At 37.4% G+C, this 14,481-nt stretch carries 14 protein-coding genes and 2 pseudogenes; 5 read left to right on the top strand and 11 right to left on the bottom strand.

Going from position 1 to position 14,481, the window contains the following annotated elements; all coding sequences use genetic code 11:
- From K5Q14_RS09320 to K5Q14_RS09310, 3 genes are all read left to right on the top strand, one after another.
- Nucleotides 1-269 (top strand): hypothetical protein (locus K5Q14_RS09320; RefSeq protein ID WP_220735441.1); only part of this gene is annotated, 269 nt, incomplete at its 5' end.
- Between the two features lie 541 nt (nucleotides 270-810).
- The gene (locus tag K5Q14_RS09315; protein ID WP_220735440.1) at nucleotides 811-2,343 is read left to right on the top strand and encodes a multicopper oxidase family protein; all 1,533 of its coding nucleotides are present in this window, start codon (nucleotides 811-813) and stop codon (nucleotides 2,341-2,343) included.
- A gap of 567 nt (nucleotides 2,344-2,910) precedes the next feature.
- Nucleotides 2,911-3,396, top strand: coding sequence for a VIT1/CCC1 transporter family protein (locus K5Q14_RS09310; RefSeq protein ID WP_115231425.1), 486 nt, complete (start codon nucleotides 2,911-2,913; stop codon nucleotides 3,394-3,396).
- A gap of 810 nt (nucleotides 3,397-4,206) precedes the next feature.
- On the opposite strand, the gene K5Q14_RS09305 is transcribed toward K5Q14_RS09310, so the two are convergent.
- On the bottom strand, nucleotides 4,207-4,797 hold the full coding sequence (locus tag K5Q14_RS09305) for a site-specific integrase (protein WP_004912641.1): 591 nt from the start codon (nucleotides 4,795-4,797) through the stop codon (nucleotides 4,207-4,209).
- 60 nt (nucleotides 4,798-4,857) lie between these two features.
- Here K5Q14_RS09305 and K5Q14_RS09300 point away from each other — a divergent pair, with 60 nt between their 5' ends.
- Together K5Q14_RS09300 and K5Q14_RS09295 are read left to right on the top strand one after the other, a co-directional pair.
- Nucleotides 4,858-5,208: a type II toxin-antitoxin system RelE/ParE family toxin gene (locus K5Q14_RS09300; RefSeq protein ID WP_220735439.1), complete on the top strand. Its 351-nt coding sequence runs from the start codon at nucleotides 4,858-4,860 to the stop codon at nucleotides 5,206-5,208.
- Complete coding sequence (locus K5Q14_RS09295) at nucleotides 5,205-5,489, top strand: helix-turn-helix domain-containing protein (protein ID WP_220735438.1); 285 nt, start codon at nucleotides 5,205-5,207, stop codon at nucleotides 5,487-5,489. Before K5Q14_RS09300 ends, K5Q14_RS09295 begins: the two co-directional genes overlap by 4 nt.
- Nucleotides 5,490-5,871: 382 nt before the next feature.
- Here K5Q14_RS09295 and K5Q14_RS09290 read toward each other — a convergent pair.
- From K5Q14_RS09290 to K5Q14_RS09245, 10 genes and pseudogenes are all read right to left on the bottom strand, one after another.
- Nucleotides 5,872-6,236, bottom strand: a pseudogene (locus K5Q14_RS09290) (TIGR02328 family protein).
- Between the two features lie 95 nt (nucleotides 6,237-6,331).
- Nucleotides 6,332-7,618, bottom strand: coding sequence for a ferric reductase-like transmembrane domain-containing protein (locus tag K5Q14_RS09285; protein WP_072614534.1), 1,287 nt, complete (start codon nucleotides 7,616-7,618; stop codon nucleotides 6,332-6,334).
- A gap of 21 nt (nucleotides 7,619-7,639) precedes the next feature.
- Nucleotides 7,640-8,584, bottom strand: a complete 945-nt coding sequence (locus K5Q14_RS09280; RefSeq protein WP_072614533.1) for a Dyp-type peroxidase — start codon at nucleotides 8,582-8,584, stop codon at nucleotides 7,640-7,642.
- Between the two features lie 8 nt (nucleotides 8,585-8,592).
- Nucleotides 8,593-9,012 (bottom strand): Fur family transcriptional regulator, encoded by a 420-nt coding sequence (locus K5Q14_RS09275; RefSeq protein ID WP_072614532.1) that lies wholly within the window; start codon nucleotides 9,010-9,012, stop codon nucleotides 8,593-8,595.
- 270 nt (nucleotides 9,013-9,282) lie between these two features.
- The gene (locus tag K5Q14_RS09270; protein ID WP_006845387.1) at nucleotides 9,283-9,426 is read right to left on the bottom strand and encodes a hypothetical protein; all 144 of its coding nucleotides are present in this window, start codon (nucleotides 9,424-9,426) and stop codon (nucleotides 9,283-9,285) included.
- 248 nt (nucleotides 9,427-9,674) lie between these two features.
- A complete protein-coding gene (locus K5Q14_RS09265) occupies nucleotides 9,675-11,537 on the bottom strand; it encodes a heavy metal translocating P-type ATPase (protein ID WP_089997619.1) in 1,863 nt (620 codons plus the stop codon).
- A gap of 197 nt (nucleotides 11,538-11,734) precedes the next feature.
- A complete protein-coding gene (locus tag K5Q14_RS09260) occupies nucleotides 11,735-11,968 on the bottom strand; it encodes a heavy-metal-associated domain-containing protein (protein WP_006845389.1) in 234 nt (77 codons plus the stop codon).
- 146 nt (nucleotides 11,969-12,114) lie between these two features.
- Nucleotides 12,115-12,456 (bottom strand): annotated as a pseudogene (locus K5Q14_RS09255) (prolipoprotein diacylglyceryl transferase family protein); the annotation flags it as partial.
- Nucleotides 12,457-12,601: 145 nt separating this feature from the next.
- On the bottom strand, nucleotides 12,602-13,309 hold the full coding sequence (locus K5Q14_RS09250; protein ID WP_089997620.1) for a Crp/Fnr family transcriptional regulator: 708 nt from the start codon (nucleotides 13,307-13,309) through the stop codon (nucleotides 12,602-12,604).
- Between the two features lie 184 nt (nucleotides 13,310-13,493).
- The gene (locus tag K5Q14_RS09245; protein ID WP_019041559.1) at nucleotides 13,494-14,066 is read right to left on the bottom strand and encodes a Dps family protein; all 573 of its coding nucleotides are present in this window, start codon (nucleotides 14,064-14,066) and stop codon (nucleotides 13,494-13,496) included.
- Nucleotides 14,067-14,481: the final 415 nt, after the last annotated feature.

Here is a 14,481-nt window from a genome sequence, read left to right as displayed (position 1 = left end):
TTAAGGGTCGCTTTACGCGCGTAGCCCCTGATAAAACGATTTTGTATGGCGACAAGCCTTATACGTTTGCCTTAACACCAGAACAAAGTGAACAGATTGACCAGGCTGTTTATGCGGTTGTTCTGGCCAAAAATTATAAAACGACCTCTTTCTCAATTGATGAGAAGTTAACCTTGTCTGACGAAGAAGTCGCCCAACACAAATTGGTGGTCCGTTTACGCCTCCGCAAAAAGCACAAACAGCCGTCTCATAAACCGCTCACGGACTAAAATTTCACAAATGACAAGAGGCTAGTTGTGGGGATTATGAGAGCTAGACCAATTATTTTTAGCCAAATTCACAAGACGTGATCACAGAAAAAGCGCCAAACCCTATTAAAGTAAGGTTTGGCGCTTTTTAGTTTTGATAAGCTGCATTATGTTAATTCGTTAAATTAATAATACCCATATGGACTATATTGGTGTCCAGGTTTAGGTTGCGTCTTGCCATTCAATTGATCTAGAACCTTTTGAGGGTCGGCTGGATGGTATACATGTCCAATTGCCCCTAAAACGTCGCCAATCCAATGTCATCCGCTAATTTTGTTGCACTCTGAATTAGATAACTTTTTATAGTTACTTAAATAGCTTTTCATAATATCGACTATGAGCGTAACATGATTAAATAGTTAAGATAATTACACTCTTCAGAATGCTAATATTATTCATAATTACTAAAAAGTGCTAGAATTTGAGTTGAGGAGTGATCATTCATATCCTGTAATTTCAATTTTCAGTAAGTACACTGCTAAAAATATAGAGGAAAATTAAAATGGAACAGTCCAATAAAAAATATTTCTTTGATGAGCCAGCTTTTGATCTACATGATGGCGGATATGTACCTCTCATAGTAAATAATGCCCCGGAAATGCCTTTAAATATACCACCTATTTTAAAAGCAGATAGAGAGTCTAAAAATGATATCTACTATACCGTCACTGCAAAATCAGGGAAATCGCAAATATTGCCAGGGGAAAAGACACAGACATGGGGTTATAATGCTAATTTTTTAGGTAAGACTATTATATTTCACCGCGGTCAAAAAAATCATATCACTTTGAAGAATGACCTGCCAGAATTAACTACTTTTCATTGGCATGGAGCTGATGTTAGTGGCCCTTATGTTGATGGGGGTTGTCACGCGCCTGTTTACCCAGGGGAAATCAAACATATTAATTTTACGTTGAATCAGCCCGCTGCGACATTATGGTTGCATGCTCACCCATGTCCATCCACAGCAGAACAGGTGTGGCAAGGATTAGCTACAATGGTTATTGTTCAAGATGAGCATGAATCTCAATTATCAATACCAAGAAATTATGGAGTAGATGATATTCCAATTATTTTACAAGATAGACATTTTCACAAAGATAATCAGTTTGATTATCGTGCCGATTATGATCCTGATGGTGTTGCAGGTCCCACGGCTGTTATCAATGGAACAGTCAACCCATACTTCGATGTCACAACACAAAAAATAAGGTTACGTTTTCTAAATGGTGCTAACCGTCGGGAATGGCGTTTGCATTTTTCCGATGATTTGCCATTTGATCAGATTGCGGGGGATTGTTCTCTATTACCCAAGCCAATCAAGCTGACAGGTTTAATGTTGAGCTGTGCTGAACGTGCAGAAGTCATTATTGATTTTAGCCAATATCATGAAGGTGATGAGGTAACCTTATATACTGATCAAGTGCCACTATTAAAGTTCCGCATTCACAATTTCGCAAAAGATACTACAAAAATTCCCGATCATTTAATTAATTTAAAGAAACCGTCAGTTGAAACGTCATTACCCATTCGACATGTCGTCATGCAAGGAATGGATGAAAGTGTTGCCATAGATGACAAGAAATTTGCTATGGAACGCATTGATGCCGAGCAAATAGTTGGAGAGTATCAGTATTGGGATGTCACGAATAGTAACGAAAAACCGGGAATGGTTCACCCATTTCACATACACGGCACTCGCTTTTTAGTACTAACACGTAATGGAAAAGATCCATATCCAAATGAGAACGGTTTCAAAGACACCATTGGAGTTAACCCAGGAGAAACTGTTCGAATACTAGTTAAGTTTGATTTACCTGGTATATATATGTATCATTGCCATATTTTAGAACATGAAGATGGTGGTATGATGGCACAAATAGAGATAGTAGATCCAAAAAAGCCGCATCAGAAGTATCAGTTAATGGATATGAATACTTTAATGAACGCGTTAGCTGAGGAGCGTGGTATTGAGTTATCTAATCTTTGGATGGCAGGTATGGAGTCGTACGAAAAAATGGGAATGAAAATGTAAGATTTTGCTAGAATACTTCCGATGAAAAATGGTTGATCAATCATATTCGCTGTTAAACTATTGGTATGTTAAGATTAAGGGAACAACATATTTAAAAACAAAACATCACTTTAACTACACTACAGTTTGCCGTTTGTTAAAAATCGGTGGACGTGTGTCACTAAGCACGCCCGCAAGGTGATTTTGACGTTAGATAGCCGCATCCAAGAACAATTCGATGGTCTGTTCTGGCGAGCTTGGGAACGACTAAATGCTTTGTGGCAATAAAACAACGAAGTAGATTTTCAAAAAAATAGCAAAATCTGGCTGGCTTTAGTGTTCCTATTTTTCTCAAAAAACGCTCAATCGAAAAAACACCTTGAAACTGTGCCAAGGTACTGGCAGTTTCAAGGTGTTTTATCGTATTTTACTGATTTAGCTGTGGTTAAAAATTTAGTGCATGAATAATCCGGGTTTTATTTGTTTCGTTTTTGAAACATTTTTAATCCGATGTGAAATTACCGATAATTGGTCACTTTTTTCTTATATATTGGTTTTATCACCACTGAGAGAAACTGGAGAAAATAAATGAAAAAACACGTTTCAGCCATCGTCTACGGTGGCTTAGATGGCATTATCACGACGTTCGCAGTCGTTGCTGGATCGGTCGGTGGTAACGTTTCAAACATCGTTATCATCATTTTGGGATTCTCAAACTTATTAGCCGATGGCTTTTCAATGGGGGCCGGTGCCTACCTGTCAGCAACATCGGATAACAATCAATCAAAAAGTAAAGCATTGGCAGCTGGTATCGCGACATTCATTTCGTTTAACGTCTTCGGTTTAATTCCACTAGGTGCCTACTTAATTACAAATGCGTTCATTCACGACAAAGCCATCGCCTTTCCAATCGCCTTTGTCATCGTCGGTGTCTCTTTGGCGTTGCTAGGCTGGGTGAAGGCCAACCTGTCAGAGCAGAAAGTAAGAACAGAAATTCTACGCACACTTTCTATCGGGTACGTCGCTGCAATTGTTGCTTATGGCGTTGGTATCTTACTGAATTATTATTTGTAGACAAAAAAACACCTTGAATATTCAAGACGTTTTTCTTTTTAGATATTTAGTTATATGGTAATCAGTTATAGATTATTTAAGTCAAACAATCCTCGACGCTTAGCTTCTTCTTTAGCTGCGTCCATTAAATCAGCAGAGTATAGCGCATCAGGGTGCTTGCCTGTCGATTCGTTAGAAATAATCCGGGTAAAATTTTAAATCATATTTTTAGAACACCTTTAATTGAGTCGACCTGTAATAGCTAACCATGTATACAAAGAAACGATATGTTATATTACGTCATCGAAAATGGTGTCCTTAGGGAGTTACTTTTAGTGGTTACCAACACGCCTGCTGACAAAAAACACTTTTTTGTAAAGAAAACCCCAAACAGGTGAGTAAATCTGTTCGGGGATATCTAGAAAGACGCTCTATGGTCGAGAAAAGTGAGATGGTGTAGAACTTAATACCCGGATTATTCATCAAGGCAAACAAAAACCCGCTGAAACAGCAAGTTAATACCGTTTCAGCGGGTTTTGCGCTTTCACCCGTTGGGTGAAAACCATAGGAGCTCTTTGTTATGATATTTTGTTAGTGAAAAACAAACCAAATACTCAAAAATTGGAGCGTCTAAAATTATGACTCAAAAAGTATTACCTAGCAACCCTTTAGTTGCAGTTTCAGACAATGGGGCACCAATTACCTCGGATGGTGGCAACGTGTAATGATGTTGTCTAATTGTGCCTTAGTAATCCTAGTCATTAAAAATACCTCCATAGTGGCGTCAAAATGAACAAATACGGGCTAATTTAGGGAGATTAGTTGGCGTTATTACCCAAAATCAATTTGATCTAACATTGTTTCGCGACTTGCTTGATCTAACCCCAGATAAGTAAGCGTCATAGCCTCACTCGAATGATTCAATAAGTGCATGACTAAACCAATATTGTAGTTTGACTGTGTATAGACGCGGTAAGCGCCTGTTTTACGCATCGTATGTGTGCCTAGATAGTTGATACCTAATAGATCACCAACGCGTGCCATCACCTTATAAAACTGCTTATCTGTTATATGTCGATCTGGATGGGACGTTGAGGGAAATAACCAATCCGAAGTGATATTCTGTTGGACTAGCCAATCATGATATTGCAACAAGTCTTGTTGCACGGGCTTTAAATATAACGTGTTCGCTTTACCTGTCTTTTTATCATGAATAAAGGCCGTGTTTTTAACAGACCCATCGGGATTATAGACATCCGATTTCTTTAACGTCATCACATCACTCACCCGCAGTAGAGTGGCTTTGCCAACTTGAAAGATAGTGTAGTTGCGGCGACCCGCCCGAAAACTATCTAATAAGGTGTCTTGCACCATTTTTAAGACGTTGGAGTCTTTGATGGGGAGGACGATTTGTTGCACCATTAGCTACTCCTTTAAAGTTAATAATTTGATTGATGATAGCGCATCTGCTATCATGTTGTTATGGAAAAATTTGAGTTTGATTATTACAATTGGGCTGAATTTGAACAGTTCTTAGATCAATTACCTGATAAAGATGCTGCTAAATTAATTGCAACCATTCAAAATATTGAAAATAATGGCCTCTTAGTGGCGGAAAGACAATTATGGGTAAAAAAGCTAGAAAATAATCTCTATGAAATTCGTTCTAAACGATCTTCAAACATTCAAAGGGCTCTTTACTTTCAAGTCAAAGGTAGTCAATACATTATTACTAACTATTTCACGAAAAAAACGCAAAAGACACCTGAAAATGAAAAGAAAATCGCTCGGAATAGACGCAGTCAGTATTTGAATAAGGAGGAAAATCAATGAGTAAACTTGATGCATACGTTGCTGACCGTAGTAAAAAAAATCCTGAATTTGCACAAATTGTTGAGCAAGAAAATATTAATTTAGAGGTAGCAGTGAAAGTTCGTGACCTTCGTGTAAATATGGGATTGAGCCAACGTGAATTTGCCAATTTGATTGGTAAACCACAATCAACGATTGCACGCATTGAAAATGGTTCGATGAATGCTTCAACAAAAATACTATCTGAAATCGCCCAAGCAACAAACCAACGTTTGACCATTCAATTCAGTCCAGCATTTTAAGATCTATTATAACATTAAACAAAAAAACAGCCCCCATTATCTACTAGTCAGATAATGGGGGCTGTTTTAACAGTCTTTTCGAGGGGTCATTATGTAATTATAGACCTTTTTCAAATTCAAATGTAGTGACAACCTAGTCTCGTAACTAGTACATAACCAGATAATTATAAATATTCCTTTTCATTGTTAATAGTATTAAAGTTGATTTTAGATAAATACTTTTTATGTAGATATCGATTATTTTCCAAAGACAACTTGTCTACTACTAATTATTCTCACTCTATTTATAACTCTTTTATCCAAAATTAAACTTATACTTAGAAAATATCTCTTCTAAGTCTTGTGCCATTGTTCGTGTGTAACCCCACAACGAATGATGTTTTTATTTTATTTCAATACCTTTTTTTCTCAAATTTTGAATACATTCAATTAAATAATTATGGTCGTGTTCAGGATAAATAGGATAAGTTGATGCTTCAATAGGCAGGGACTTATAAGGAATCATATTATTTCCACGATACAAAGGATTTAGCCAATTTTCATTCGGTTTGTATCCGCGATTTAACATCTCCGTCATAACTAATTTGTGGTATTTAAACAATTTATATGGAGAGTAAATAAAGACATAATCCACTGTTGCGTGCCTTTTCCCCCACCGCCGCCACGAAGTGCACAGCACTCTCTATGTTGTCCAAGCAATTGTTGACGTGGTAATTTTGTAATTAACGATTCGTGCCATAACCTCATTTTTTGTCTACCTTTCTAACATTAGAATTGTTAGTAATTCCGAGTTAACATAATGTGCTTTCCTTTACATTAATAGCTGCTAATAGCTTATCGGCTTACCACTCAAAGGGTTCAAAATAAATACTGCTATCCGCAACGCCTCTATTTTTCAAAAAATTTCGCCAATATTTGGTCATGGCATGTGGACCAGCCAGCAAATAGATACCATTTTTTTGCATCATGTCCACAATTTGTGTATCAGAAAACCGCCCTACTTGATGTTTGAAATAAATATCGCTTTGATTAAACTTCGTCAATTCATCTAAATAAATAGCATCCTTTTCGTGTTTAGTTGAGTAAAGAAACGTCACTGGTTGTTGTCTTTGCACTGCCATTTGAGCAATAGATATAAACGGTGTAATGCCAATTCCACCAGCAACAATAATCAATGGCTGATCTTCATGATGTTGCTTCAAAAATTGATGATACTGTCCAAATGGCCTTGTTAATTTCACATGAATTCCTTCTATTTCTGGCGATAATGTTTTTAAGTATCTAGTAAAATCACCGTCACCTCGAATTGCTAACTTCAATCTACCTGTTTCATCTGGCAAGTTCACAATAGAAAATGGATGAGCCTCACGTAACTCTTTATAGTGTGGAAAACGAATAAATAACCAGTCACCTGCGTGCCATCGATATTTTGGTGGCAATTGCACTGTTAACTCTTGAATGTTATCACCAATTTCCGTTCGACTGATTAGTTGCGCACTTATATCTAAATGTGGCTGTATCCATTTATAAAAAAAGTAGTATCCGATTACAATAAACGAAAATCCATCAAATAAATCCATAAAGCCATTCAATCGACTGATATAACCAATTAGTTGAACATGAAAAAATATAACAACAACACCTACCACATTCAAACGATGCAACCAAACACTCCATTCATGATTTATAAATCTACTAAAGTATTGTTTCATCGCTTGTAAAAATACTATTTTTCGCGTTATCCATCCAGCCATCATCACCAGTGAGTAAGCTAAAACACCAGAAAAAATATATAAACCAACATCACCTGTTAATGAAATCATTCCACCAGAGTGCACTAACATTTTGTGAATCCAAGCTGATAAAATTGCAACTAACGCCACTAGCCCATGCATCATATATACTTCTGGCAATCCAATTAAGCGATCTAACCAATGTGGCCGTGTACTCAAGTACATGCTTAGTAACATCCAAATGTAGCCTACCAAACCAGCAATAATACCAAACAAAGTAGAACTAAATTGCATCGATAACTCAGTTAGTAACAGAACAATGAACGGCAACGGTAATAAAATTAAGATAAAAAACCACAAGATTAAGCGCACACTTACAAGTCGTATTAATGTCATCAGCCACTCTCCTCTATTATTTTAGAACAATTCGCCGCTGGCAATATTATCTAACATTGGACGAGACGGAATAAAAAAGAGTTGACCGCTAACAATTTGAGAGAAGGTTAGCAAGTAATCTGATTTTTCTAACATCTGATTTAACATACCCTTAGTTACTTCCCAATGGCGTGCATAACCAATAAAGTAGGTACCCACTTGTTTCGTGTTCAAATCAGAAAAAGGAACGTTCATACGAACAATCTTCTGCTCTTTTTCATCAATTTCAAGTTTTGAAGCCACATTATGAGCATTTGCAAATTTATCGTCGTCATCTAACTCTAAATCCGTAAATTTCTGCCTTCCAACTGCTTTTTCTTGTGTATCGGTTGATAAACTTTTCCAAAAATTCATATCATGAATCCACTTTTGAGCAAAAGCATACGAGCCATTTTCAAATTCAGAATCTTCTTCACCAATTAGTGCATATTCAGCTGCGTCTACTGCACTCGGTGCTTCCGTACCATCGATGAAACCAATAATGGCACGCCCTTCAAAATAACGAAATCCTTTTGTTTCATCAATAACTTCGGCAATTGGACTTAAAAATTGCATTAATTGGGAAACAGTTTCATAAACAACTGCCTCTTCTTTAGCTCGTACGTGAATAAATACATCGCCGTCTGTTGCAGGCATCGCGTACTCTGGTCCATTTAATCCTTTAAATGATTCTAGTTCACTCGGCACATTAGCATTGGGAAATAAATAGGTCCAGGCCGCATAACTAAACCCTATACTCATTCGTAAATCAGCATTATCAGCTCTAATTTGCATCGAGCGAAGAATAGCTTGTGAGCGATCAGAAAAGTCAGCAATTTGTTCTTGGTCTTGTTCCAAATTTTCCCGCTTTAGCTTGAGGACGATAAAGTCGACACTCCGCCCTACATCTTTCCAAACGTCTTGCGCTTGATTAATTTGTATTGTCATATCTATATTTATTGCAGTCCTTTCAACTGACACTGCGCACATACACCCGTAAATTCAAGATGTATCTGCTTAGGTTTAAAAGTTGAATGATTTTGAACCTTTTGCCATAAAGGCGCAAAATCAATATCTGATTTATCTTCAATCTTGCCACAATGAACACAAACTAAATGATAGTGTGGTATATCGAAAAAATCATACGATTTCTCTCCACTTTGCTCATTTTCAATTGTGATAACAAAATTTTCGGATTCTAAGATGGCTAGCGTGTTGTACACTGTAGTCAAATTTGCATGCAAATCATCAGAAATTTGTTGAGCGCTTGGATGCGTATCAGAATCTATTAAATATTGAATAATTGATTTTCGTTGCGGCGTAGCCTTAAAACCAGCACTACGTAACTTTTCAATAATTTCATTTAATGCAGACATATATCCCCTTTTTAATTTATAATCATTTTAGATCACAAATTAATTATATCTATTTATTTGTCGATTTTCTAGTTATTTATCTGAACATTTGCTGAGATAATCTCAGTACGTTATTTTTTGGCAATCCTAAAGATTAAATATCCTTCAAGTGAATTATAAGTCAAAATTATAAAAAATATTTATGTACTTAAACATTAAATATACCGTAGTAGTTACTGCCATGAATAAGAAATTTACCAGATTAAAGTATAAAAATGGGCCCTGTACGTTCTAATTATCTTTCTTCAAAGCAAGATAATCAGTTGGTTCAAAACTAAAATATTGTTCTAGATTGCCATGATACTTCTCTAATTTTGCTTCCTTATTAATATCGTAAACACGATATAGCCAATATGATGAATTATGTAATTTCATGTATTAAAACTTAATAGGAATTTAAATTTTATTATTAGATTTTTTAATCATTCACACGAAAATTAATTTTATAAAGAGCATACTCTATACTCTTATTTTTTTTCAAGAACTCAAAAAAGTGGAAACTCCCAGAATTTTAAATCTGGGAGTTTCCGCTTTTGTCATTTCAAGGATGGACTATTGTCCCAGCCTCTTCTAGTTTATTCTTAAGATATTTTTACTGTCTCTGCAGGTGCTGATACTTCTTTTTATTCTTTTCGACCTTTCAACTTATACTTCATTAATCTCATGGCATTGAAAATTACCACCAGGATACTACCTTCATGAACCAACATTCCGATAGACATATTCATCCATTCGCTGAAGAAGACGCTGGTCAACAAGACCAACACTACTCCAATTGAAATCGCGATATTTTGTTTCATATTATTTGCGGTAGCTTTTACTATTCCTAATGCGTGAGGCAAGTTGCTGAAGTTCGAGTTCATTAAAACGACATCGGATGTTTCGATCGCTACGTCCGTTCCGCTTCCCATTGCGATGCCAATGTCTGCTAAAGCTAAGGACGGACTATCGTTAACGCCATCTCCAACAAAGGCTACAATTTGACCACGTTGTTGGAGTTTTCCGATATAAGCCGATTTGTCTTCCGGCAACATGTGGCCGTGAGCTTCGGTCAAACCAAGTTCGCCTGCGACCACATCAACGGTTCCTTGGTTATCTCCTGAAAGAACGACTAGATTTTTTACGCCCAGGTCTTTTAATTCCTGCAAATTAGCTTTCACACCCGGACGGACTTGGTCGCGAATGCCCATCAGTACTTTTAATTCACCGTCGACCGCTGTCAAAACGAGAGAGTTCCCTTGTTGTTCAAACCGTTTGACATCTTTTTGCACTTTTTTGCTGAGAGTGACATTTTCTTTTTCCATCAAGGCCACATTCCCGACAGCCACTCTATGTCCAGCTACACTTGAAACGATTCCGCCGCCTTTCACGACCTCAGTTTCTTCAACAGGATAAAAGTTTGTTTCTCCAATTTGATTTAAGACTGCTTTTGCTAATGGATGATCTGATTCCCGTTCCACACTGGCCAGATAGCCAAGCGTTTCAGCAGAATCTTTTTCATACAGTTCAGTCGCTGCAACGGTTGGGTTTCCGACAGTTAAAGTACCTGTCTTATCAAATACAATTGTATCCACATTGCTGAAGTCTTGAATGACTTCACTCCCTTTTAAAAGAACACCGTTACGAGCACCATTCCCAATACCGGCAACGTTTGAGACAGGCACTCCGATAACTAATGCGCCTGGGCAACCTAGAACCAAGATGGTGATTGCTAACTCAATATTTTGACTGAACGCCCATACAACAATTGCCAGGACCAAGACAGCTGGTGTGTAGTATTTAGAAAAGCGATCAATGAACCGTTCCGCTTCGGATTTAGAATCTTGTGCTTCTTCCACGAGTTCAACAATTTTTCCAAATGTGGTGTCCTCACCAACTCGGTCAGCTCTGATTTGAATCGTTCCGTTTTCTAAAATGGTTCCTGCAAAAACTTCTGCATCAGCTAGCTTGTTGACCGGAACAGCTTCACCTGTAATGCTAGCTTCATTGATATGCCCTTCACCCGTAAGAACTGTACCATCTACTGGAACTTTCGCACCCGTTTTAACGAGCAAGATATCCCCTTCATCTACATCATCCACTTCTACTTCTTCAAATTCGCCATTATCCATTTGTTTCAAGGCGCTTTCGGGTGCCATTTCAGTCAATTCTTTGATAGCAGATCGCGTTTGGTTCAATGTTCGATGTTCCAAGTAGTGTCCGAATAAGAATAAGAACGTGACAATAGCCGATTCTTCATAATTTTGAATAAAAAGCGCACCAATCGCTGCAATACTAACTAAGACATCAATACTGATGACTTTGACTTTCATTGCTTGAAACGCTTGAATGGCAATTGGCATAATCCCAAAGACAGAGGCGATGATCAAAGACCACTCTGAAAGTCCTACGTTTTCTAAAACAAAGTGACTGAAGAAACCGAGTGCGATTAACAATCCACTGATGACGGTGATAACATTTTTTTTGCTTAATATATATTGTTGCATGCTTTTTCCCTCCAAATTTAATTTCTCTTTTATTGATAAACAAAGTATAAGATAATTGCCTAAGTAATTAATTGACGGATATCAAGTTTAGAAAGTTCTCTTTTATCGTTTCTAAGCACCTCGAATCGGATTGCAACAAAAAAAGCAATCCTGGAAAAATAGCTTTCCTTCCAGAATTGCCTAGTTCATTTAATCTGTTAAGCGGCCTTGACTTTTGCTTTAAGGACCGGATAGCCTACGTTTTCGATAGCTTTTTGAATCTCTTCAATCGAAGTGACAGCTGAATCAAAATCGACTTTGACTTTGCTGGAGTTGAATAATACTTTAATGCTGTCTTTATCAACACCGTTAACTGATTTCACGGCACCTTCAATTTTTTGCATACAACTTGGACAAGACAACGTTTCTAATTGCAATATAGCTTTTTCCATAATTCCTATCTCCTTTATGTGTTTTTATTTTATCGGCAGCAGATTAATGAACACTGCCTTTTCCTCTTTACAACTGTAATATAGCTCACTTTTAGCAAACGAAAATTGACGCATATCAAGTTCTGCACTTCTTTTTATCTTTTTGCTCAATTCACCATCTTAATAGTCTTTTTCTGCCCCTTATTGCCATCAGAATAATAAGAAATTGGTGGATAATCTTGTCTGCGTATAAACCATACTACAATCGCGCCAATAAACAGGGCCAGAGACAAGGCTTGCGAAACGCGGATCCACTCGCCAATCCATAAACTGTTCGTTCGCATACCTTCAATGAAGAACCGACCCACTGAGTACCACAAAACGTAACTCAAAGCGACTTCTTCTTGACGCAAAATCTGTTTTCGGTTCCGTATAGTGACGATGAGGACAAAGCCCAACAAACTCCACAATGACTCGTATAAAAAAGTCGGATGGTAGTAGGTACCATTTGTTCCATTTCTTCAATTTTTCGCGTCATTCTAGTCAAGGTGATGCTGAACAAGATTCCGGCTAAGCTCCATGGAAACCAAACAATGAATACACTTTTAGCTCCCTGGTCACTCGCTTCGTAATACGCCACTTTTCCGTGTCCGATTATTCGCTGTAAAGCAATAAATCATCTAAATCCTGAATCTTGATTCTTTTCCCAGACAGCTGTTGAATCAATCCCTCGTTCTCCAATTCTCCAAATTTGCGACTGATGGTCTCAGGTGTCGTTCCTAAATAGGAAGCAATGTCCTTTTTTGCCATCGGCAGGGTGATGGTGGGAGAGTTGCCCATTTCAGGTTCCACATTTTCTGCCAAAAACAAAACTAAACGGGTAATGACACTCTCCACGGCTACTTGTGCGGTTTGACGTGCGGATTTTTCTAACCGCTGCGACATCTCTCCTAGCAGCTTTAACGAAATTGCAGGATACTCTTTTAGAAACTCTTGTACATCATGTTGTTGAATCATGCAGACAGACGTATCTCGAGTAGCTTCTGCGTATTCCTCATGCACAGCATCAGGATTGAATAACGTCCATTCTCCCGTAAAGTCACCCGGATTCAAAATACGCACTAGTTGCTCTTTACCAGAATCAGACAAGCGATAGATGCGGACTTTTCCGCGATTCACAATATATAAGGCATCATCTTTTTCTTGCGAGCGAAACAGAAACGCCCCTTTTTGATAGTGCTTCGTGTGAGCTTTTCCAGCGATGCGATCCATCGAGCTTTCCTCCAAATGATTGAATATCGGGACTAAGCGGATACAAGCTGAGTGGTCTCCTGCTGCATGTGGTTGGGTGTATTGAGTCAATTCGTTGTTCCCCTTTATCAGTTTACTGTCCTTTTTTTTAACTTTCCTATATTTAGTATAAAGGCCCCTAGCTCAAAAAAATTGACACTCATCAAGAAAAGTCTTTTTAACGGCAAAAAAATAGGAGCTGGAAAGAGTCCCAACCCCAAAATATTTAATTTATAAATGTATGTTTACGAAAAACCTAATCTTCATCCTCATCAAACGCATCATCGTCTTCCAATGCCTCTTTGCCAATGAACGCTTGCAACATCCAAATGTTTTTATCTAAGTCATTTTTAAAAGCAATCAGTGTATCTTCTAAAGCATCGTCACCCTCATCTTGTACTAAACGAATAGCACGAATCGTTAATTCACGGGTACTTCTGAAATCTTCGATAATATTTTCAACCATGTCTTCTGCTTTAGCGTATTTATTGATGGCATCTTCTGAAAGCATGGAATATTTTTCAAATTCAGCGGTGGTTGAAGCCGGTTTATGACCGGAAGTAATCAAGCGTTCTGCTAGTTTGTCGAACCATTCTTCGTTTTGATTATACAATTCTTCAAATTTTTCATGCAGGGTGAAGAAATTAGCGCCATTTACATACCAGTGATATTGGTGCAATTTCACATGTAAAGTATGCATGTTCCCTAAAAGATGATCCGAAATGGCCGCTGCATTAATTTTTGTATGATGGACATGTTCCTTGTGTTCTTGTTCTTCTTGCAATCTTTCTTGGGGTGTTCTTTCTTGAGAAGCTTTATTTTCAGTCATGATCTATTCCTCCTATAATTTTGGTTTGTTTAAAATAGTTTCCTTTGATGCCTCCTTTTCCTTTACTGAATTTAGTATAGGATAGATTTCCGTTAAAAAAATTGACGCTCATCAAGAAAAGTATTTCTTAATAGACGCCAGGCTTCTCTATTAAATTCAACTGAAATAATCAAAGGAATGAGGTCGTTCCCTCCAAACAAAAATTTCATTAAAGTAGGGCCTAAAAAAAGAATAGCAACTATACTTTGTCAAGAGACCTGACTGCTATTTTTTTGCTTGTTATTCTTCAATTACCAAATGTCTTGCCTTGCAGTATATTTAATGCTCTTTCTCACTAGTTGGATCTACGTCAATAAATCGGACACGCATTCTACTTTGATTTGCTATTTTTGTTCAAAGGCCACTGGGGTTAAAT

The organism is Leuconostoc inhae (genome assembly GCF_019656015.1).
In the GTDB taxonomy this organism is placed as follows: Bacteria; Bacillota; Bacilli; order Lactobacillales; family Lactobacillaceae; genus Leuconostoc; species Leuconostoc inhae_A.
Note: the sequence above shows the minus strand (reverse complement) of the source record. Positions and strands in the feature narration are given on the sequence as shown.